The organism is Pantoea dispersa (assembly GCF_019890955.1).
In the GTDB taxonomy this organism is placed as follows: domain Bacteria; phylum Pseudomonadota; class Gammaproteobacteria; order Enterobacterales; family Enterobacteriaceae; genus Pantoea; species Pantoea dispersa.
Window position 1 is genome coordinate 100,329 of the sequence record NZ_CP082348.1, and the last position, 21,321, is coordinate 121,649.

General features: G+C 47.2%; 12 protein-coding genes and 5 pseudogenes. 7 read left to right on the top strand and 10 right to left on the bottom strand.

Annotation, left to right across the window (positions count from 1 at the left end; genetic code table 11):
* Positions 1-637 precede the first annotated feature (637 nt).
* Both K7H94_RS22535 and K7H94_RS22540 read left to right on the top strand, forming a co-directional pair.
* Positions 638-2,938, top strand: a complete 2,301-nt coding sequence (locus tag K7H94_RS22535) for an ATP-binding protein (protein ID WP_222952415.1) — start codon at positions 638-640, stop codon at positions 2,936-2,938.
* A gap of 92 nt (positions 2,939-3,030) precedes the next feature.
* Positions 3,031-5,343, top strand: a complete 2,313-nt coding sequence (locus K7H94_RS22540; protein ID WP_222952416.1) for an ATP-binding protein — start codon at positions 3,031-3,033, stop codon at positions 5,341-5,343.
* Here K7H94_RS22540 and K7H94_RS22545 read toward each other — a convergent pair.
* The gene (locus K7H94_RS22545) at positions 5,309-6,013 is read right to left on the bottom strand and encodes a response regulator (RefSeq protein WP_222952417.1); all 705 of its coding nucleotides are present in this window, start codon (positions 6,011-6,013) and stop codon (positions 5,309-5,311) included. The two genes, K7H94_RS22540 and K7H94_RS22545, sit on opposite strands and share 35 nt — an antisense overlap.
* Before the next feature lie 118 nt (positions 6,014-6,131).
* Positions 6,132-7,320 (bottom strand): annotated as a pseudogene (locus tag K7H94_RS22550) (IS3 family transposase).
* Positions 7,321-7,510: 190 nt separating this feature from the next.
* On the opposite strand from K7H94_RS22550, the pseudogene K7H94_RS23120 reads away from it, so the two are divergent.
* Positions 7,511-8,491: pseudogene (locus tag K7H94_RS23120) on the top strand (IS3 family transposase); the annotation flags it as partial.
* Between the two features lie 67 nt (positions 8,492-8,558).
* Here K7H94_RS23120 and K7H94_RS22565 read toward each other — a convergent pair.
* The 5 genes from K7H94_RS22565 to K7H94_RS22585 all read right to left on the bottom strand — a co-directional run bounded on the left by K7H94_RS22565 (position 8,559) and on the right by K7H94_RS22585 (position 13,158).
* Positions 8,559-9,278 carry a fimbrial biogenesis chaperone gene (locus K7H94_RS22565; RefSeq protein WP_222952420.1) on the bottom strand — a complete coding sequence of 240 codons (720 nt, stop codon included), beginning with the start codon at positions 9,276-9,278 and terminating at the stop codon, positions 8,559-8,561.
* A gap of 161 nt (positions 9,279-9,439) precedes the next feature.
* On the bottom strand, positions 9,440-9,970 hold the full coding sequence (locus K7H94_RS22570) for a fimbrial protein (RefSeq protein ID WP_222952421.1): 531 nt from the start codon (positions 9,968-9,970) through the stop codon (positions 9,440-9,442).
* A gap of 35 nt (positions 9,971-10,005) precedes the next feature.
* The gene (locus K7H94_RS22575; protein ID WP_222952422.1) at positions 10,006-10,530 is read right to left on the bottom strand and encodes a fimbrial protein; all 525 of its coding nucleotides are present in this window, start codon (positions 10,528-10,530) and stop codon (positions 10,006-10,008) included.
* A gap of 244 nt (positions 10,531-10,774) precedes the next feature.
* Positions 10,775-10,873 carry an FKBP-type peptidyl-prolyl cis-trans isomerase gene (locus K7H94_RS22580; RefSeq protein WP_222952423.1) on the bottom strand — a complete coding sequence of 33 codons (99 nt, stop codon included), beginning with the start codon at positions 10,871-10,873 and terminating at the stop codon, positions 10,775-10,777.
* Between the two features lie 1,676 nt (positions 10,874-12,549).
* On the bottom strand, positions 12,550-13,158 hold the full coding sequence (locus K7H94_RS22585) for a helix-turn-helix transcriptional regulator (protein WP_222952424.1): 609 nt from the start codon (positions 13,156-13,158) through the stop codon (positions 12,550-12,552).
* A gap of 977 nt (positions 13,159-14,135) precedes the next feature.
* On the opposite strand from K7H94_RS22585, the pseudogene K7H94_RS22590 reads away from it, so the two are divergent.
* Positions 14,136-14,365: pseudogene (locus K7H94_RS22590) on the top strand (transposase); the annotation flags it as partial.
* A 200-nt stretch (positions 14,366-14,565) separates the two neighbouring features.
* Positions 14,566-14,781, top strand: a pseudogene (locus K7H94_RS22595) (Tn3 family transposase); the annotation flags it as partial.
* Between the two features lie 332 nt (positions 14,782-15,113).
* Here K7H94_RS22595 and istB read toward each other — a convergent pair.
* A pseudogene (istB, locus tag K7H94_RS22600) lies at positions 15,114-15,710 on the bottom strand (IS21-like element helper ATPase IstB); the annotation flags it as partial.
* Between the two features lie 157 nt (positions 15,711-15,867).
* Between istB and K7H94_RS22605 the strand changes: the two are divergent.
* Positions 15,868-16,281, top strand: a complete 414-nt coding sequence (locus K7H94_RS22605; RefSeq protein ID WP_222952425.1) for a hypothetical protein — start codon at positions 15,868-15,870, stop codon at positions 16,279-16,281.
* 20 nt (positions 16,282-16,301) lie between these two features.
* Here K7H94_RS22605 and K7H94_RS22610 read toward each other — a convergent pair whose 3' ends face one another.
* Complete coding sequence (locus K7H94_RS22610; protein WP_222952544.1) at positions 16,302-17,537, bottom strand: acyltransferase family protein; 1,236 nt, start codon at positions 17,535-17,537, stop codon at positions 16,302-16,304.
* A complete protein-coding gene (locus tag K7H94_RS22615) occupies positions 17,530-18,102 on the bottom strand; it encodes a recombinase family protein (RefSeq protein ID WP_222952426.1) in 573 nt (190 codons plus the stop codon). The genes K7H94_RS22610 and K7H94_RS22615 overlap by 8 nt, the downstream gene beginning before the upstream one ends.
* 163 nt (positions 18,103-18,265) lie before the next feature.
* Here K7H94_RS22615 and K7H94_RS22620 point away from each other — a divergent pair, with 163 nt between their 5' ends.
* The gene (locus K7H94_RS22620; protein WP_222952427.1) at positions 18,266-21,271 is read left to right on the top strand and encodes a Tn3 family transposase; all 3,006 of its coding nucleotides are present in this window, start codon (positions 18,266-18,268) and stop codon (positions 21,269-21,271) included.
* The last annotated feature ends 50 nt before the right edge of the window (positions 21,272-21,321 follow it).

Genomic DNA, 21,321 nt, shown 5'->3' on the forward strand with positions numbered 1-21,321 from the left:
GAATACATGCACTCTGACATGAAAAAATGGGAGGGATAATTAAGGTCACGTCCGCTGATATACACGTTAACACAGCGATTCTGTGTCCCCTCTACCGCACGGATGATGCATCGCGGGCGGCTAAATCTTGAATAAACAATAATAAGGGGTTTCTTAGACACCAATATCCTGCACTTGAAAAGTTGCGCCGACTCTCGAATTTGCTTAACAATAATCTCATATGACATAGTCTGTCCTACTCCTGCATTCTGGTGGAGATGTTAACTGGATGGAAGTCCAGCAAAAGCGCCTGCGTTAACCGGAACTAAGGCTTTTCTGTCCATGTTGCAGAAATGTGATCAGGGTTTGCTTTCATCGTTGATTTTATCGTGGAATCATACGCGTATTGCTCAATATGGCACGACAGCCGAATTTGAGGGGCATCAGGTAATTGTTTCTATTGCCGCGCACTGTGCACCCATCATCATATATATCACTCCCGGATGTCAGATAGTGATGCCGGATGACAAAGTTGACCACCGCGTGAAAGTGAATGTAACGTAGCCGTCTGATGAATTTGACCAGGCGGCACGATATTTGCTTTTTCTATGTCGTCTGCCCCGCTGCTGCCAGCCACCAGTAAAAAGGAGCTAGGTCCATGCGACTGCTGCCACTCTCACTGCTAATTCTGCTGGGGTGCCTGACCGTACCGCTAAGTGCTCAACCTCCGATCTTCACCCAGTCTGAACTGACCTGGATACGGGAACATCCGCGGGTCACTTATACTGTAAAGGATACATGGCCTCAGGAAATTATTGCCCATGGGCAGCATAAGGGCATCAGCCGTGAAGTACTAGATGACGTTTCACGCCGCTCAGGCCTGAGTTTCATCTATGTTCCAGCAGAACAGACTGAACTCACGCCTCCGATGATGATCACTGCAGTTAATTCCGGCCTGCTCAGTGATGCAGAGCGCCAGCGCTGGCTCTTCACCTTCCCATGGGCTAACACTATGCCCATGATCGTCAGCAAAAAGGAAACTACCGACATCCGCACGCTGGCGCAGTTAGAGGGAAAGCACGTTGCGGTGGTAAGTGGATCTGATTATATCCCGTGGCTACGTCACCATAATCCCGGAATCCGACTCAGTGAGGAGTCCGATATTCTGCACGCGCTAAGCACTGTGGATAAAGGAGAGAATCAGGCCGCGATAGCGTCCGGACTTGTGATGTTGCCCATACTTCAGCGCCATTACCTCCACCGTCTGGCCATCGTAGCTCAGGTTCCGGAGATGGCCAGCGGCATCAGCATGGCGGTGAATCCGGCGTATCCTGAACTTCGGGATATACTTGATAAAAGTATGGCCCGTATCAGCGCCGGTGAAGCTCAGGACATGTTTGCACGCTGGATAGGTATTGTAGATATCGGTACCCCAACGTTGATGCTGGTTCTGTGGCAATATCGCTACCCCCTCACTATTATTGTCATCCTTGCCGTCCTGCTACTTATTACCGTCCGGGGCGCACTTATTTCCCGGCGACGTGCTATTCGCAGCGAACGTTACAAGAGCGAATTTTTGGCGATAATGAGCCACGAAGTCCGCACGCCCATGAACGCAATTATTGCGGCACTGGAATTGCTTACAAGGGAGAAGAGTTCGGACCGCGGCAGACAATATGCCGATCTTGCCTATTCTTCATCACAGGATCTGCTGGAATTACTGAACAGCGTGCTTGACCATGAGAAAATTACCCGGAAACAGCTGATTCTCCAGCCAGTGGCCCTTCAACCCTGTGTAGTTCTGGAAGCCATATGTGACACACAGCGTCCCGCCGCACAGCGTAAGGGGCTTTATCTGGACTTTACCAGTTCGCTTCCGGGGAATGATCGGTGGGGCCTTTTTGATCCGAACCGCCTGCGTCAGATTGCTAACAACCTGCTCACGAATGCCATCAAATTTACGGACCACGGCGGTGTGCATATGTCAATAAATGAAAGCGGCGGGTTTCTTAACGTTCAGATTGAGGATACGGGGCGTGGGATCTCCCCCTCTGTGCAGCAGCGGCTGACCCAGGCCTGGCAGCAGGGTGAACATCAGGAAGGAGGAAGTGGGCTGGGGCTATACATCTGCCGTAGCTTGATAGAACAGATGAAGGGACATATTGAAATAGAGAGCGAAATGGGGAAAGGAACCCGGGTAACCTTCTCGCTACCGCTAAACGCATGCGCATCCCCATCCCCTGAAAATGAGGGCTCAGCTGTCCCGACGACATTACCTGATTTTGCTGGCGAGTGTTCAGTCCTATTAGTTGAGGATCATGCTGCCAACCGATACATGTTGGCTGAGCAGTTGACCCGACTGAACTGCCACTATGATATAGCCGAAGATGGAGAGAAGGCGCTGGAGCTTATCGGGGAGGAGCGCTATTACGATATTGTCCTACTCGATTGCGGGCTGCCCGGCATCAGTGGCTACACCGTTGCAAGGCGCCTTCGCCTCATAGAGCTGCAGCAGGAAAGGGAATCGGCAGTGATCATTGCCATATCGGCGCAGGGATCAAGCCAGCATGTCACACAAAGCCTTGATAGTGGCATGAATGATGTGCTCATAAAACCCATCCATCTGGCGGAGCTAGCTGCAATCATGACAAAGTGGTATCAGCCAGCATCCATCCAGAGCGGAGGATCATCCGTTGTGAAAGCTGAGTCATTTGACATCTGGCCAGCCCTACAGGATGACCTTTACGCTTTTAAGATGGCGACAGACGCTGGTGAACGGCAGATGATGATCCATCATGTTCACCGCATCAGAGGCGTTGCGCAGATGTATCAATTGGAAACGCTCGCGGAATATTCTGCTGGTATTGAATTGTCGCTCAGGAAAGGGCTAGCGCCGGAAGCGTGGGAAACGCAGCACTGGATACAGAAGCTCAGCCAGCTAACACATACGGAAAAATGATGATTTGAGAGTGCTCTCGTAGGCTTGAGTCTACTCATTTCGCTCTAATACCACCCACCGCAGCATGCTGAACATGTGGTAAGAGCGAGTATATGATTAACTTCTTGAGGTCCGGCTTAATCATCATTGTCCATATTTTTTTACTAATTAGCCCGGTCAGGGCTGATTTTGAATTGACTGAGCAGGAGCACGCCTGGATTGCTGCGAATCCGGAGATCCCCTACAGTGTTCTACGGAACCGGCCACTGGATTATATCGAAGCGGGCAAACACTATGGCCTGAGTCGCGTTTATCTCGATGAAATTGAAAAGTTGACAAAACTCAGGTTCAGGCCAGCAGCCCCAGGTGAGGTTTCAGCTTTTATTTCCAACATGCCCGCAGACCTATTGTCTCATGAACAGCGGGCAAAGTGGTTGCTTACCCAGCGCTGGGTAACAACAAATGCTCTGATTGTCACCCGCTACGACATGCATAATATTCGGACGCTCGGTCACCTATCTTCGCGGCGCGTGGCAGTCCTAGCCGGCGGCGCGTACGAGCAATGGCTAAAGCGTTTTTACCCTGAAATTACGCTTATATCTCTTCCGGATATCGCTGCACAACTTCAGAGCTTGCTGACAGAAGAAGCTGATGCAGCTATTGGCTCGGACCTGAGCATTATGCCTTTACTGAACCGGCGATATGCCCATAAGCTGGCGGTTGCCGGACAGTTGCCAGAACTGGTAACCGGTTTGCACATGGCGGTATCCCCGGAATGGCAGCCGCTGCATTCAATCATATCGCGTGCATTGTCCAGCATGCCTGCCCAGCAGAGCGATCACCTGTTCAGGCAGTGGGTAGGCAGCGTCAAGACTGGTCAGCTTTCGGCGGACATGATTGTTGCGCTTTACCCAATGGAAATCAGCCTGTTTTTATTAATGCTCTCATGCCTCATTCTTGCTTTGTACCGCGCTCTAATACATCGCCAAAGGGCGGAAACTAGCGAGCGGCGTAAAAGCCAGTTTCTTGCCATGATGAGCCACGAGATACGTACTCCTATGAACGCACTTGTGGCCGCTCTTGAGCTACTGAAGCTGCCGGTAGCCGATGAGCAGCGGGATGAGTATCTTTCGCTGGCGCTGATTTCATCAGCTAACCTACAGGGCCTGCTGAACGACATCCTCGACCACTGCAAACTTGCGCAAAAGCAACTTACGCTTGAGAAACGGTGCTTTATTCTGAGCAACGTAATATATGAGCTGGAGTCAATTCATCAGCCGCTTGCTATGCAGAAGGGACTGTTGCTAAGCGCTAATTTGTCCACCTCGCTTGAAGGTCAATGGATAGTGGCCGACGAGTATCGCCTGCGTCAGGTCATAAATAATCTACTGAGTAACGCCATTAAATTTACTGAACAGGGCAGCATAACGCTTGCCGTAGAGTGGTATCTTTCCGACAAAAGTGAACCTTGGCTGTGTATCAAAGTTAGCGATACCGGCATCGGTATTTCACCGGATATACAGCATCGCCTTTTTGAGGCGTGGACCCAGGCGGACTGCGACACTACGCGCCGATACGATGGAAGTGGACTGGGCCTTTACATCTGCCATGAACTAGTTGAACTTGCGCAGGGCACAATCAGCTGTGAGAGTGAGCCGGGAAAAGGATCGATATTCTCCATTCATCTGCCCGTAACATTTTGTGCGGCGCCAGCACAAAAAACACCTGATGAGACCATCACAAGGTTCAGGGATGACACAAGTATACTGGTAGTAGAAGACCATCCTGCTAACCAAAAAATGCTGGCGGCCCAGCTGGCAAGCCTTAACTGCAGATACGAGCTGGTAAGCGAGGGGGAAGCTGCACTTAAGCTGATGCAGGATGAAAACTACTATGACGCCATTCTTCTCGACTGTAATTTGCCCGACATTGACGGATATGAGGTTGCACGCCGGATTCGCGAGTATGAGCGCAGCTATATGCGAGAGGCGACTCCCATCATTGCCATTTCGGCACTCAGCGGAAATAAACACGAGCAGATGTGCTTTAGCTGCGGAATGGATGTCATGTTGAGTAAGCCGTTATCGCTGCTCTCTCTCAGCAGAGTTCTGGCACAATGGTGCTATCCGGAAATCATGCTGAAACCCCAGCCAGCAACTGTGATGAGCTCCACGGAACTGGAAGGGTACATTATGGAGGACGTTGAGGCATTTATCGCGGCATCGCTGTGCGGCGATAGCCATTACATGTTGCATTATGCGCACAGACTTAAAGGGGTCGCGCAGATGTATAGCCTACAAGGACTTGCCGCAGAGGCCGGTGCGATTGAGCAGGCGCTGCGTGCAGGAGAAATGCCGGCGGCAGCCCAGGCGCAGTCCTGGGCTGATGCGCTCAGGAAGCAGGCTGTTTCAGCAATACATCTTTAATGATAAATAGCTCGTGATCTGCCTTGAGGCCAAGCTTGCGAATGGCGCTCTGCTTCTGGCCACTGACAGTTTTCAAGCTGCGGCTGAATTTTTCGGCAATTTCCGTTACTGTCATTCCTGACAGAAAGCATCGAACCACTTCCTGCTCCTTAGGCGTAAGTGAGGAAAGTGAAAGCGCGCTGTTAATCCTGGCCTCACTGAGTTGCCCAGACAATAGTAATTCTCCATGCTGCTGTTGATCAGCCAGGCGAAACCGCATCTCGGTTTCCAGATACACCTCTCCTCGACTAACCGTAATTATAGCCCGGTGGATCTCCTGTGCCGGGCGGTTTTTTCCAAGAAATCCCTTCGCCCCTCCGCGCAGCGCCAGAGCGACTGTCGCTGGATTGTAATGGGCGGAGACCACAAGGATAGCCACTTTTGGATAATGCCGGGTTAATGATTTAATCAAATCGAGGCCGTCAACATCCGCGGGTGAAAGCTCGTAGTCAATCACGAGCACGTCTGCAGGCGCATCCCTTAACCGGACGATAAGTTCCCGTCCGGAACTATAGGTACCTACCACGTTAAAAAGTGCATTTTCTTCCAGTAAATCCCGCAGACCTCTCAAGACCAGGTCATGATCGTCCAACAGCGCTACGGAAACTTTTCTAAAGTGATGCCTGCTCATAATGTTTCTCACATATCGGTTTTCACCTATAAAGCTATTGTACGCATTTTTAAAGCAAGATAGCCTATCATTGGGATTGGATTCGCCCCTATAACTCCAGACTCAACGACTCTCTTATTTAGGCCTGCCGGCGCCGCAGATATTCCCGCGGTGAACGGTAGCCTAACGCACTGTGTGGATGCCATTCGTTGTAATGTTCGAACGTCATTGCCAGATTCTGCACTGCCGATCGGGCATCCGGACGTGGCATAACGCCGATGTAGTCGCGTTTCATCGTCTTCACGAAGCTTTCTGCTATGCCATTACTCTCCGGGCTTCGTACCGCAGTTCTTTTCGGCTCCAGCCCCGGCAACCGGGCGAACCACCGGGTATCATGTGCTCTGTAGGCCGAGCCGTTGTCTGTCAGCCACTCGATGGGGGCTGGCGGTCCGAAGCGTCGCTCCACCGCACCCAGCACTACGTCCTGAACGGTATCACTGTCGAAGCCACCGGTACCAGCGGCCCAGTGTAACGCCTCGCGGTCACAGCAGTCCAGAGCGAAGGTGACGCGGAGTTTTTCACCGTTATCACAGCGGAACCCGAACCCGTCAGAACACCACCGCCGGTTACTTTCACTGACGGCCACTTTTCCGGTATGCGCCCGACCTGCCGGCTGCATTCTGGGTTTTCGTCCCGGCAAAAACGCATGCTGGCACATGATCCGGTACACCCGTTTGGCGTTGACTACCGCCACTGCCAGCGTCTCAGATTTGCGGCGCAGTAATGCCCAGGCGCGACGGTAACCATAGGATGGCACTTCACCGATAACGCCACGGGTCCGCGCAAGCACGTCGGCGTAATCGGTCTGGCGCTTTTTTCGCCCGTCCTGCCAGTCCCTGGGACGATGCTTCAGAACATGCAAGTGCGCACGCGAGACCTGGAGACAACGACTGACGAAGCTCAGTCGCCATCCCCGGGCAATAAGGGCGCGTGCGCTATCCACTTTATTTGGCGACCATACTCGACGGCTTCCTTCAGCAGCTCGTTTTCCATGGTCTTTTTACCCAGCAGCCGCTGTAGTTCTTTGATTTTTTTCACTGCTGCAGCCAGTTCCGAGGCGGGAACAACATCTTCGCCAGCCATGTTCGCGGTGAGACTGCCTTCCTGGTACTGCTTTCGCCAGGCGAAGATCTGTTTTGCATTCACACCATGAAGCCGTGCAACATGGGAAACGGTCATACCTGGCTGAAGCGTCTCTTGAACAATGGTGATTTTTCCTGTGGAGAACGGCGCCTGCGGCGCTCTGGTCCCAACAACTCTTCGAACATGCTTATCTCCCGACTGGTCTAATGACTAGTTTTAAGACTAGTCATTAATTTAAGGTGGGTCGAAGTGTCCGGTGATTCAGGGGGCCAGTCTAGGGGTTAGATACAACCAGCCCTGCTGTAATAGCCCCCGTTTAAACCGGACACTTTACCAGTAAGACCTAGGCATAGAACTATGTTTAAGGAGTGTCTTGTGCAAAGAATCGAGGTGATCACTGGCGAGCAAAAACGCCGTCGTTATACTCCCGAAGAGAAAGCCCGTTTTGTTGCGCTCGCCATGCAGCCCGGCTATACCGTTTCACTCGTTTCCCGTCAGTATGGCATTACTCCCAGTCTTCTTGTTAAGTGGAAACGACTCATGAATGAAGGTGGAAAGTCTGCTATCGCAGCCGGTTACGATGTCGTCAGCGTCTCTGAAGTTTAAGCGATTGAAAAAAAGGTAAAACAGCTTGAGCAGATGCCGGGACGTAAGACCATGGAAGCCGAAATCCTACGGGACGCGCTTTAGATAGCGCAGGCAAAAAAGTTGATATCGCGCATGCCATTGCTGCCACCGGACGATACCCCCTCATCCGAATAGCCGAAGCGCTCCGGGTGTCGCGTTCGAATCTGTATGAGCGGCTGCAGGGCGGTCGCCCGGTCCGGGCTGCACGCTACAGCAAAGAGGATGACGCTCGTCTGTTGCCGCTTATCCGCCAGATATGCAGTCAGCGGGCGACGAACGGCTATCGTCGCGTGACAGCGCATCTCAATCGGGCCCTGAGAACAAAAATGGCGTGTAAACCCCAAACGTATTGACCGGATAATGCAGGTAAACAACCTGCTGCTGGCAAAATCAGGCCATAAAAAGCCGGAACGCCATCATAGTGGTAACGTCATTACCCTTAAGCCGGATATGCGCTGGTGCTCAGATGGCTTCGAAGTCCGCTGCTGGAATGATGAAGTTGTGCGTGTGGTGTTCAGCCTTGATTGCTGCGATCGCGAAGTCATCAGCTGGTCGGCGACAACGGGGGACATAAAGAGCGTCATGGTGCAGGATCTTCTGACAGAGAGCGTTGAAAAGCGCTTTGGAAATACGCTTTACCTGCCCCATGCAGTTGAGTGGCTGACCGATAATGGCAGCTGCTCATGTTATTCACAAAGAAAGGAAACTGTACGTTATGCCACTCACTTAAAGGTGGCGTTATTTTTTTTCTTACTATCATTGAGAATATCGCGCCTGTGTAACTGATGGTTTTTAACTAGATATCAATGTTTTTCTTCATCACCGGCATCGTTCCACCCATATCGTTAATGCTGCGATACTCAACCTGTGAACCATTAATGGAAGCGTCTAAATGATAATTTTGACTCTGGAATGGTGGCACCATAGCGCTTACATCTTTGATTTCTTTTCCGCCTACGCTAATTTTATTGAGCGTGACGTAGTAGGGTGTCGGATTGTTGACTTTCAAAGTTGAACCACTGCGTGAGAAGGTCAAATCACGATAGGCATCTGACGACTTACCTTTCAAGTCACTAGGACGGTAGAACATTTTTATTTTCAAAACATAGGCGAATGAAATAGTATTCTTTCCTGTATTCGACTTTGACTGTGACGGAATAGCTTTAACATTAATCCAAAACGCCGATTCTCTATCCTTTGGCAAGTCACCACCTGTTTTTACGATGCGGAGCGTGTTCTTTCCTTTATCCTGCCGATAAAGAGGCGGCGTTAAAACAAAGGGCGGCTTAGCCTTATTATTCACCTCGTCAATGTTAGATAACCACGACTGAGCTAAGAAAGGAGCATTTTCCGCTGAATTAATCACAGTAATATTAGCTTCTTTGTTAATCGCATTGTAAATAACACGCGTAGAACCCAGGCTGAATCCACCTTTATCATCTACAGCATTAGCTACTAAAGGCGCGACTGTAAATAACAGGATCATGCCTTTGATAAAGGATAATATCTTCAACATTTAACTAACCTCAAATATTTTTTTTGATATATATGCAAATGAGCTTTTATTTTACAGGCGCAAATCAATAAGCACGCTTGCTAATTGCAGAATTATCTGACATTGAAAGAAGCCGCAATATTTCTATGCGGCTTTGCGCTGGATTTCAAACCGGACCGAATTTATTGCATTGCAAGCGCAATCGTTGCAACTGAATTAATATCACCAGCTACGGGAGTTACAGAACCTACACGGTAGGCTTTAACGTGTGCAGTAACCGTACCCTCACCATTGGCTGGAACAAAATTTGATGACCACACAGTTCCACCGCTATTGACACGACTATCATCAGTTTCAGTAATGCCAAGAAGCACACCGGTAGCAGTACCTGTGTTTGCAAGATATTGTGCATCTCCAGCATCGGGAGTATAGGTAAATTTAACACCAACATTAGAAACTGAGCTTGGGCAGCTATCAATATCAAAGCTGAAGGCTTCTTCGCCCACAACCTGCCCCGGCGATGCAGCAGCCAAATCAGCTGTGATGATATTAGTCATATTGATAGTTTGATTCAAATGTTCAGATTTAATAACGCAAGTTGTATCTGCAACCGATGCATTGATAGTTAAAATACCGGTATCATCAGCCATAACCGGAGAAATAGGACTTAATGCAATCAATGCAGCTCCAAATGGTAAAAATTTCAATTTCATGACTATTCCTTGATTGTTTTATTCGTATGACATTGTCAAGTTGACAAGAGCGACATAATTTCCTGACACGACGGTTGCAGCCCCGCCTTCACTGGTATACCTAGAGCGAAATAAGCTATTTGTAAGATTAAAATCAGCTGCCCCCCAGATAAGACCTTTTCAATTACCGCTCCTTTACGAATAGCGTTATTATTATCATCCGGATTGTATAGAATAGTTCCTATCCCTCTGGCATCAGAGCTGGTCTCTGGAACAAGACTGCCCCATTCATTGGCCTCATTGAAGTCAAAAGCAAGACTTGCTTTATTCAAATTAGCTGGACAACCTGTGACGCTGATAGTTATTGGTTTATCCTCAATTCTGACTCCATGATTAAGAGCTTGTATGTCAGCTCTGTTAACAGGAGAGAATTTTACATTCGAAGTTAATCCAGAAATAGTACAACTCGTATCTGTCACGTGACCGACAAAGTTAATAGAGCCTGTCGATGCTAAGGCATGACTTGCAGCCGACAGCAGAGTCAATGCTGCAACGGCGGTGCATAATTTTCTAAATTTCATATTTCATTCCTGAAAATCAAAATTAAAGGTAATTGCATGTAAGAAAATCACTAGTAAAACATGCTCAAGTGTTACAACTTAAGCTAGCTACGCAATAATAATGATTCTGAGGTATTACGCATACGAGAGCACTCTCAAAAAACACAAATCAATCCGAGAATAAACTGCATATCATTGTGGCTTGAGGTAAAGCAACCCAAAAAATCTTCAAGGAGGCAACATTCTACTTTCGACGTCATTACATTTAGAGACTGATTTTAATGTCAAAGATCAAGGTTGCATTCGGGGGAATAAGATTCTCTACACCAATATCACCAAATGCTTTATCTGCCGGCAATGTCACTTTTCTGGGCTATGCAGCAGGAAATAAGTTCTTAATCTCAGTGGTTAATAGGAAAAATTCATTCGGAGAGGCTCAATGTTCAGTAGACATAATATGCAGTCTCCGTATTCTTTTCGCCACAAGAGCACTCTCAAAAAGCATTACGAATCGACACGTGTTGTAGACATCTCAGATGTCAATTTGAAGTGACTCCGAGCCCATAGATGAATCTGAGGAGGACCATATGGGCATGCCTTAAAGATGAAGCTGTCCGCCAGATCACCAAGCGGGACTATTATTCAGCAGCCGAAGTTTCTGAGCTCTAGGCGTCTCACAACACAGCATCTATGCAGCTCAGCCTGCTTCAGGGCAAAAACTATCTGCTTTTCGGTGAATCGTGACTTTTTCATCGGCACAACCTCCGCTTGTGAGGGAGTGAATATCATGCCGGAATTCTGTTTCTGAATGGAGCAGGATTTAGGGTCAGGGTCAAACGTGCTACAGAGATTTTTCGAATAGCTACGATAACTGCTCAGGAATTTCAAAAATGATCGGATGCCTCGAAAGATAAAAATATCGTCTTCACAGGCATCATCACATGCACTCAGATAATGGTGGATGAAACAACAATTACTTGCGACAGCCCCGCTCCATACTTCATATAAGATTCAAACTTAAAAAGTTGCGAAGTATCTTTACTATACGGACATGGCTCATAGGGAATGTAACAGTGATGACATTATAGAAAACACGGTATACTTGCTAATCTTGGATTGGGTCGCAAGCCAATCTGTAAAAATATTAACATTCTCGTTAATGATTGAAGTTTTGAAATTAAATAGCTAATACTCAATCCTGAATATATCTGTCAATAATTTTGCTGATGGCTCGACAACTTCCATAGACCTCAGTGTAACAATCATGATCATCTCTTAATTCATCATGGACATAACCGAAAAAAAATATTGACGCTATAACGGCACCGAATACAAAAGAGAAAAAATGACCTGTAAGGTTTTTATAGTAATGCCTTCATCTTCATTATTATTGAGCATCATGCCTCCGTTATAAAATATCTATCCTTGATAAATTTAGAAATAAAAGCAAATGCAATAATCTCGTAACGCAACATGTATATACTCGTTTTCAAAATTATGCAAATAATATCCATTCTTTATGTTAAATATCTAATTTTAGCAATTGATTAACTTAGTGATAATTTCAATCATAAATACCTGATTTGTTAAAATGTGATCCTTGTTTCTTAATTGATTCAAATCCAAACGTAGCTTAGGTGAAGATATGTGTTTTAATGTCAATATTCAAGCGCAGTTTTATATGCTTTATACGATTCAGTTGTGAGATATTCAACTAAATATACATTTGTATAAACTGTCATTTATCAATGTAATAAAAATATCACATTCAAAGGAATGCTTTATATGCTGTGTTTATTTTAATCATCTAAAAATTAATTTATAAAAATCGCCATAAAAAACCAAAAATAAAGTTAGAGCTACTGCCGACTTTTCTCATAAAAAATTAATAAGCCGTTGTATAATCAGTGTAAAAACACGTATCTTGTAATGCTAATAAGAGTTATAACTTGACCTTTATAAAGCTCTCTTTATGCATCTTATTCTATGTGGAACAGCTACAATACACTTATAGATTTTGACTCTCCATTCATAGTAAGGTCATTTTCCTAACTTTAAATCTATCCAAAAAGGTTTGATAAAAGTTAAGAAATATGAGGTTTTTCTTGCCCCTAACTTGTTCATGATGACTTTTATATGGTTGTAGAGAGTTTTTGAGTTTATGCCCAAAATCGAACATATCTCTTTTTGGCAACCAATAGTAATAAGGCATCTGACTATCTGCATTTGTTTCTTTGTCAGATAAACATTATCCTTCACTATTAAAGAAGAATGAAGTTCGTTTAAGCTATAACCTTGTGCTAACAAACGAAAAATTAGTAATGATTTACTCTTAATTATATGTAACGCTTTTCTATAAAGTATATTTACCATTATCTCTTGGAATTTAGTATTACAAATAATTAAAACTTCATTGTTTTTTTCGAAGGTTTTTTCTAATGACTTTATTTTTCCAATGCTAGATTTTTCCCATGAATCTAAATCAATGACTGTCAATCCTACGGAGGGTTTTTTATTTGAAATAAGATAATTAATACTGTACACCTCTATGTTCAATTTATTACCAATAATTTCACTAATACCCTTAATAAGATACGCATTATCTGAGAAAATCTTTATTGGTATACGGTTATCATATCGCTCGCTCATTTTACTCACTCCGCTGACACTTTTAAATAAAAAATACTTCCTCTTGATTTAGAATCAAATTTTTTCAAAAAAATCATGTTAGCCTTGATAACTACTTTAAATGTTAGACTACTTTCAATGCTCTTTTATTAACAAAGAATAAATGAGACTACAATTCATGGTAAGAGCATCCCCTTTATAAAATGGAGATTCTTTCCAAGTTAGTTAAGGTGTATCTATTATCATACTTCTAACTCGCTAGATGTAATTTATGATCCTCTCTAAGAAACCTCTTATGGAACGCATAAGTTTCATCCTTAATTCTTGCATTAAATAATCTTGCTTTTGTGGAGGAAAACCATAAATTTCAGAGGTATGCTAATTACGCACACTCAACGATAGTATAATTAATTGCAAAGCCCAGCTCAAAGCTAATGAATGCTGTGCCTAACTGGCAGTGGAAAAATCCTATAGGGATTTACTATGCGCCCCTTCAAAAATCTAGGTAATCTAGCTGCGTCAGAAATAGCTTGTTGAAGTGAGTGCTTTAAGATTTTTACTTTGCTTTTTATCTTAAAATGATCTTTTTATTTAATGATTTATTGTTTTCCATTTATTATGTGGCATCCTCTCGGATCGTTGTGATAGGTTCACTGCGAAAATAGCAATGAAATTTTCTATACTTTTCTGAAAAAGTAACCAATGCGGATTTTGCATGTTTTTATAAGGTAAAATATATATCAGCTATGTATGCAATAGTTTCACTGCACTTGCCTATTGACAAGATAACTGGAGATGTCTTTATGATAATTTTATTTATCTTTATACTTATTGGGGTTATTTTTTTTCCGTAAAAAGAAATTCAATCACCAAGAAAAGTAAGCGGATCGTTAGTAGAAATAAGAGCGATTAGCATTTTATTATCTTTGACCTGTTTACCGTTGGTTAATACACCTCGATGTTAGTAATGTCTTCATAAGCCACATTAGGACGTCCCCATGAAGAAGCGATTTTATGACGAGCAGATGATCAGTATTCTCCGCGAGGCAGAAGTCGGTGTTTCGACCAGAGAACTCTGCCCCAAGTATGCCATTTTAGACGCCATCTTTTTACAAGGCGCAATAAGTTTGGTGGTATGGAAGTTTCCGAAATGAAGCGGGTCAATTCACTTGAAGAGGAGAGCGCTCGTCTCAGGAAGCGGCTCGATGTAGCTATGATGGATAAGGAATGCCAAGCTTAATGAAAGTAAGTTCAATGGGTCGATGCAACGCTATTCTTAAAGAAGGGGAACATTGCTATGAAATGAAGAACGCGCATTTACTGCACGTCAAAACAGAAAACGATTATCTGGGACTGATATAAACAAGGTAATTCCCTGCATGATAGTAAGCGTCAGGCCAGAAACGTTTCCTTAACCGCCTTCTAATACTGTTTATGCTGGACTGGTTCCGCTATCTTTCACTGCGTCGTAGAGTTCAGGCAGGACTGAACAAAGGGGAAACCCGGAATGTCCTTTTCAGAGCCGTTTTCATGCATTGTCTGTGCGAAATAAGGGATCGTGGCCTGGAAAACCAGAGTTATCGCGCCAGTGGGCTTACGCTGCTCACCGCCGCGGTCACATTGTGGAATACCAAGTATATAGAATCTGGCGAAACAATAAAAAACTTGCTGAAGGGAAGTATCATTCTTAGCGACCAGTTGATGTCTGCCAGTACAAAAATCATCTTAACGTACAATATTTTCCGTTCCCAAACGTAGCCCTTATGGACTTATTTCACGTAATCCATTTGGCTGGGCGATGTCGTTTTCCTCCTAATCATCGCTGACAGGCAAAGCATAATCGATGACTTGGGAACGTTGAAAGAAACTGATAAACGTCATGTTGCGTATTCTGGTGAAGTTGAACGGTTATTCCGGGGGAACGTGAACGCGCTATTTCCTAACGCGCTCACGACGATATTTATTACCTCTCTTGTTCATTTTGTGTCAACCAGAGACCGCCTTTTTCGCATCGATTCACCCTTCATTTCCAGACGATGGGCATTGTGCATCACCCTGTCTAGGATGGCATCGGCAAGGGTGCTCTCCCCCACGCATCCGTACCATTCTTTCGTAGGCAGCTGGCTTATCATCACCGTCGCGCTCTTGCCATAACGATCGTCCATCACTTCAAGCAGATCGTTACGATGCGCGGACGACAGCGCTTCAAGCCCCCAGTCATCCAGGATAAGCAACTGAGTTCCTGACAGCTGCTTTAGTTGCCTACCGTAGCTGCCATCAGCCCGACCGTGCGTCAGCTCGCCCAGCAACCTGCTCAGCCGCCAGTACTGCACGCTGTAACCCTGCTGGCACCCGTTGTTGCCCAGCGCGAAGCCGATATACGTTTTGCCGCACCCGCACGGGCCCGTTATCAGCAGGTTTTGACCCCGCACTACCCAGTCGTTCTGGCTCAGCTGCGCTATCCGCGAACGATCCAAGTTTCGCGTCGGCTGCCAGTCGACGTCGTGCACTGAGGCCTCCAGCCTCAGCCGTGCTTTTTGCAGCAGTCGCTTCTGTTTACGCTGCTCCCGCAGCAGATGTTGGGGTCTGACGCTCAGTGGAACGAAAACTCACGCTAAGACCTGCCTCCTGCATTCTCCTGCTGAAATTGTCCCCAGGTATTTTTCGGGATGATTTCAAATTATTGTCCTAAAGTTAATCAGCAAACACGTAAACTCTATGCGAGTGGATATGAATAACTACTTCAGAATAGTGCCTGAGCCGCTTACTAAAAAAGACATCGCAGAATCGCTCCAGCTGGCGACACGGTTTTCCGGTAAAAATAAGTTAGCTGAGGTTACGTTATTTACCCGATATCCTCTTGAAATTATAAAGTTTCTTGATGGAGTGATACCGGACCGCGATACTAAAAAATTAGTCGCAGGAGAAGCCGTCCAATACCAGGGGGTTAACATCAGCTATTCTACCGCTGTTGATGAAACAAAAAACTACAACGTGATTCTGGCTATTGACTGCCTGCCAGATAGGGGAGGGGCCGCTACCAGCAATTATGAGTATCAGATTGTTCTCGCTTCAGTCAGTCCGGACGATTATTCCTTGCCCATCGATCACTGGCTCCGAGATACGAACCCGACCAGATTCTGACCGGGTTCGTATCTGTGCCGTCAGAGCAACCTGTTAAGCAATCTCTTTCTTATGCTGACCACAACCTGTTCCTGAAAATGAAGGCTAATCCAGACCGTCAGGACAAGAAATAAAGCATATCCGCTCAGGCTCAGCTGTATGCCGCCTGCCCTTTCAACCCACTCATGCCATCCTCCACGCCAGTCTGAGAATATGCTCCGCAGCAGAGGCTCGAACGTGCTCCACAGGTAAAACAGAGGGACGTGCAGGGCAAAAATCGACAGGGATGATGCCCCCAGACGAGGCAGATAACGCCGCAACAGGTCTGAGCGCGGAGTGGGAAGCAATGCACACAGGTACAGCAGCGTCAGCTGTGACGGCAGTAAAAGACCATTATGCAAAAGTGGATACCAGAAGCGCTCCGGGCGCTGGGTATAAATCCACGATGCCAGGATAAAACAGGCAAGAATAAACAGCGAAAGCATGCTGCAGCGAGCGGCTCCGGGCCGGTACCCCCTCTGCTGATGCTGACGAAACAGGCTGTAACACAGGATACCGCATATAAACTCAGGCAGTCGAAACGGTGGAAATCGCTGCAGCAGGCCTGTCCAGGGTATTCCCCACAGGGCATTTAAAATGACGTAAAGCGGTGGTATCAGGCTGATAAAGCAGGTTAACGCGATAGCTGACTTAACTCTTTTTATGTTCAGTAACCGGGGAGTGATAAAAGGAAACACAAGGTAGAAAAAAAACAGTGTTGACAGAGACCAGAGTGGCGCATTAAAGGTGAGGTACAGCGGGTTCCAGGCCTGCAACATGAATAGCTGTAAAACAGAGTTAATCATCAGCTCACTGTTATCCATATAATGTTCCAGAAGCGAACGATCAGCTATCAGTTCATGCGTGTCATAAACGACAAAGCGTGGCGAGGCCCCGGCGCCATCCGGCGGAACTGACAGCCAGTGCATAAGTATCAGAACCAGAACTGAAGAAATGAGCGCGACAATATGTACAGGATAAAGATTACAGAAACGTTTAATCCAGAAACTACTTGCGGGTTCACGCATCTGGTTCTGATTAAAGTAGACGTGAGCAAGCAAAAATCCGGACAATACGAAAAAAGTGCTGGTAGCAAAAAATCCCATGCTGGTGACGTTTCTTAACCATGGAATATAATCAAGCTGCGGATAACGGTGTGCGGTATGGTAAACCATAACAAAAAAACCAAGGGAAAATCTCAGCCATTCCAGTCCGACAAAACGGGTTTTATTATTCATCATGGCTCCGGGACATGTTTATTTCGGTGAGTATTTTATAAACGGTTGAACGGGCAATTTTAAGCTGTCGGCTTATCTCTGATGCACCTGTGCCCTGCCTGTGCAGAGCCAGTACACCTCCACGATCAACTTTTCGCTTACGCCCAAACCGGACCCCTTTCGCCATAGCTTCCTGTCTCCCTTCGTTAGTGCGTTCCAGAATTCTGCGCCGTTCGGCCTGTGCAACAGCTGACAGAATGGTGACCACCATTTTCCCCATGTCTCCATCAGTGCTGATCCCGTCATCGATGAAACGGACTGCCACGCCCTGGGCGTCGAATTCCTTTATCAGCTGGATCATATCGGCGGTATCCCGGCCGAGGCGGTCGAGCTTTTTCACCAGAATGACATCCCCTTCCTCCACTTTCATACGCAACAGGTCAAGCCCCGGACGATCGACTGAACTGGCGGATGCCTTGTCGTTAAAGATGCGATTGGCTCTCACCCCCGCGTCTTTGAGCGCTCTGATCTGAATATCGAGAGACTGCTGACTGGTTGATACCCGTGCGTAACCAAAAAGTCGCATAAAAATGTATCCTAAATCAAATATCGGACAGGTTGTGTCTGTTATAACAAAATAACGATTTAACGGACATATAAATTAAGCAATTTTTACGTGTCCGATAATTTATAATATTTCGGATGGTTGCAAAATTGTTAATTTATAACAGTCAGGCAGGGAGGCCGATATGCCAGTTGATTTTCTGACCACTGAGCAGACTGAAAGCTATGGCCGATTCACCGGTGAACCAGATGAGCTTCAGCTGGCCCGCTATTTTCATCTTGATGAGGCAGACAAGGAATTTATCGGAAAAAGCAGAGGTGATAACAATCGTCTGGGTATTGCCCTGCAAATTGGATGCATCCGTTTTCTGGGCACCTTCCTCACCGATATGAATCATATTCCTTCCGGCGTCCGGCATTTTATCGCCAGACAGCTCGCCATCCACGATATCACCGTGCTGGCAGAGTATGGTCAGAGAGAAAATACCCGTCGTGAGCATGCCGCGCTGATACGTCGGCATTATGATTATCGCGAATTTGCCTGGCCCTGGACTTTTCGTCTTACCCGTCTTTTATATACCAGGAGCTGGATAAGCAACGAACGTCCGGGGCTGCTTTTCGACCTAGCAACAGGATGGCTGATGCAGCACCGAATTATTCTCCCCGGCGCGACCACGTTGACCCGGCTGATTTCAGAGGTAAGGGAAAAGGCAACGCTGCGTCTGTGGAGCAGGCTGGCAATGATACCGTCTGCCGTACAGCGTTCACAACTGGAGACGCTGTTGGGCCCCGCAGATTCCGGCCGCCTGTCGTTGCTGGAATCACTGAAGAAAGGCCCGGTGACCATCAGTGGCCCGGCGTTTAATGAGGCAATTGATCGCTGGAAAACGCTGAGCGATTTTGGCCTTCATACTGATAACCTGAGTGCGATCCCGGCTGTACGTCTGAAAAATCTCGCTCGTTATGCGGGAATGACTTCGGTGTTCAATATTGCCAGGATGGCTCCGCAGAAAAGGGCAGCGATATTGGTTGCCTTTGTCCTTGCATGGGAGACGCTGGCGCTGGATGATGCACTGGACGTTCTGGATGCCATGCTGGCTGTCATCATCCGTGACGCCAGAAAGATTGGGCAGAAAAAACGACTCCGATCTCTGAAGGATCTGGATAAATCAGCACTGGCGCTCGCCAGCGCGTGTTCGTACCTGCTGAAAGAGGAAACGCCGGACGAATCAATCCGGGCTGAGGTGTTCAGCCACATCCCCAGGCAAAAACTGGCCGACATCATCGCGCTTGTCCGCGAAATTGCCCGCCCCTCAGACGATAACTTTCATGATGAAATGGTGGAGCAGTACGGACGGGTTCGTCGTTTCCTGCCCCATCTGCTGAATACCGTTAAATTTTCAGCAGCTCCCGCCGGGAGCGCCACCCTGAATGCCTGCGATTACCTCAGCCGCGAGTTCAGCTCGAGGCGGCAGTATTTTGATGATGCACCAACGGAAATCATCAGCCGACCATGGAAACGACTGGTGGTTAATAAGGAAAAACATATCACCCGAAGGGGATACACGCTGTGCTTTCTCAGTAAACTGCAGGACAGCCTGAGACGGCGGGATGTTTACGTTACCGGCAGTAACCGGTGGGGAGATCCCCGTGAAAAATTACTACAGGGCGCAGACTGGCAGGCAAACCGAATTAAAGTTTATCGTTCCCTGGGGCACCCGACGAATCCACAGGACGCAATAAAATCGCTGGGTCTTCAACTGGACAGCCGTTACAGGCAGGTAGCCGTACGTCTTGGCGAAAATGACGCGGTTCAGCTGGATATTTCCGGCCCCAAGCCCAGGCTGACAATTTCTCCCCTCGCCAGTCTTGACGAGCCGGACAGTCTGAAACGACTGAGCAAACAGGTCAGCGATCTGCTCCCTACCGTGGATTTGACAGAGCTGTTGCTTGAAATCAACGCCCATACCGGATTTGCTGATGAGTTTTTCCACGCCAGCGAAGCCAGCGCCAGAGTTGACGATCTGCCCGTCAGCATCAGCGCCGTTCTGATGGCCGAGGCCTGCAATATCGGCCTGGAACCCCTGATACGGTCAAATGTTCAAGCCCTGACCCGACACCGGTTGAACTGGACAAAAGCAAACTACCTGCGGGCTGAAACTATCACCAGTGCGAATGCCAGGCTGGTTGATTTTCAGGCAACGCTACCACTGGCACAGGTCTGGGGTGGTGGCGAAGTGGCCTCTGCAGACGGAATGCGCTTTGTTACGCCGGTCAGAACAATCAATGCCGGGCCGAGCCGCAAATACTTTGGCAATAACAGGGGGATCACCTGGTACAATTTTATGTCCGATCAGTATTCTGGCTTTCATGGCATTGTTATACCGGGAACTCTAAGGGACTCAATTTTTGTACTGGAAGGCCTTCTGGAACAGGAAACCGGGCTGAATCCCACCGAAATTATGACCGATACCGCCGGGGCCAGCGATCTTGTCTTTGGTCTTTTCTGGCTGCTGGGATACCAGTTTTCTCCGCGCCTGGCTGATGCCGGTGCTTCGGTTTTCTGGCGCATAGACAATGACGCCGATTATGGGGTGCTAAATGATATTGCCAGAGGACAGTCAGATCCCCAAAAAATAGTCCTTCAATGGGACGAAATGATCCGGGCTGCAGGCTCCCTGAAGCTGGGCAAGGTGCAGGCTTCGGTGCTGGTTCGCTCGTTACTGAAGAGTGAACGCCCTTCCGGACTGACTCAGGCAATCATTGAAGTGGGACGCATCAACAAAACGCTGTATCTGCTTAATTATATTGATGATGAAGATTATCGTCGGCGCATTCTGACCCAACTAAACCGGGGAGAAAGCCGCCATGCCGTTGCCAGAGCTATTTGTCACGGTCAGAAAGGTGAGATAAGAAAGCGATATACCGATGGTCAGGAAGATCAACTGGGTGCACTGGGGCTGGTCACTAACGCTGTCGTGTTATGGAACACTATTTATATGCAGGCAGCCCTGGATCATCTCCGGGCACAGGGGGAAACCCTGAATGATGAAGATATTGCACGACTCTCACCGCTTTGCCACGGACATATCAATATGCTCGGACATTATTCCTTCACGCTGGCGGAACTGGTGACGAAAGGGCATCTGCGGCCATTAAAAGAAGCGTCGGAGGAGGAAAACATTGCTTAACGTGAGTTTTCGTTCCACTGAGCGTCAGACCCCATGTTCATGTGCGACCA

What these genes read in the sequence shown, in the direction of transcription:
- K7H94_RS22535 (WP_222952415.1), top strand. Translation starts at nt 638, where the DNA reads ATGCGACTGCTGCCACTCTCACTGCTAATTCTGCTGGGGTGCCTGACC.
- K7H94_RS22540 (WP_222952416.1), top strand. Translation starts at nt 3,031, where the DNA reads ATGATTAACTTCTTGAGGTCCGGCTTAATCATCATTGTCCATATTTTT.
- K7H94_RS22545 (WP_222952417.1), bottom strand. Translation starts at nt 6,013, where the DNA reads ATGAGCAGGCATCACTTTAGAAAAGTTTCCGTAGCGCTGTTGGACGAT.
- K7H94_RS22565 (WP_222952420.1), bottom strand. Translation starts at nt 9,278, where the DNA reads ATGTTGAAGATATTATCCTTTATCAAAGGCATGATCCTGTTATTTACA.
- K7H94_RS22570 (WP_222952421.1), bottom strand. Translation starts at nt 9,970, where the DNA reads ATGAAATTGAAATTTTTACCATTTGGAGCTGCATTGATTGCATTAAGT.
- K7H94_RS22575 (WP_222952422.1), bottom strand. Translation starts at nt 10,530, where the DNA reads ATGAAATTTAGAAAATTATGCACCGCCGTTGCAGCATTGACTCTGCTG.
- K7H94_RS22585 (WP_222952424.1), bottom strand. Translation starts at nt 13,158, where the DNA reads ATGAGCGAGCGATATGATAACCGTATACCAATAAAGATTTTCTCAGAT.
- K7H94_RS22605 (WP_222952425.1), top strand. Translation starts at nt 15,868, where the DNA reads ATGAATAACTACTTCAGAATAGTGCCTGAGCCGCTTACTAAAAAAGAC.
- K7H94_RS22610 (WP_222952544.1), bottom strand. Translation starts at nt 17,537, where the DNA reads ATGAATAATAAAACCCGTTTTGTCGGACTGGAATGGCTGAGATTTTCC.
- K7H94_RS22615 (WP_222952426.1), bottom strand. Translation starts at nt 18,102, where the DNA reads ATGCGACTTTTTGGTTACGCACGGGTATCAACCAGTCAGCAGTCTCTC.
- K7H94_RS22620 (WP_222952427.1), top strand. Translation starts at nt 18,266, where the DNA reads ATGCCAGTTGATTTTCTGACCACTGAGCAGACTGAAAGCTATGGCCGA.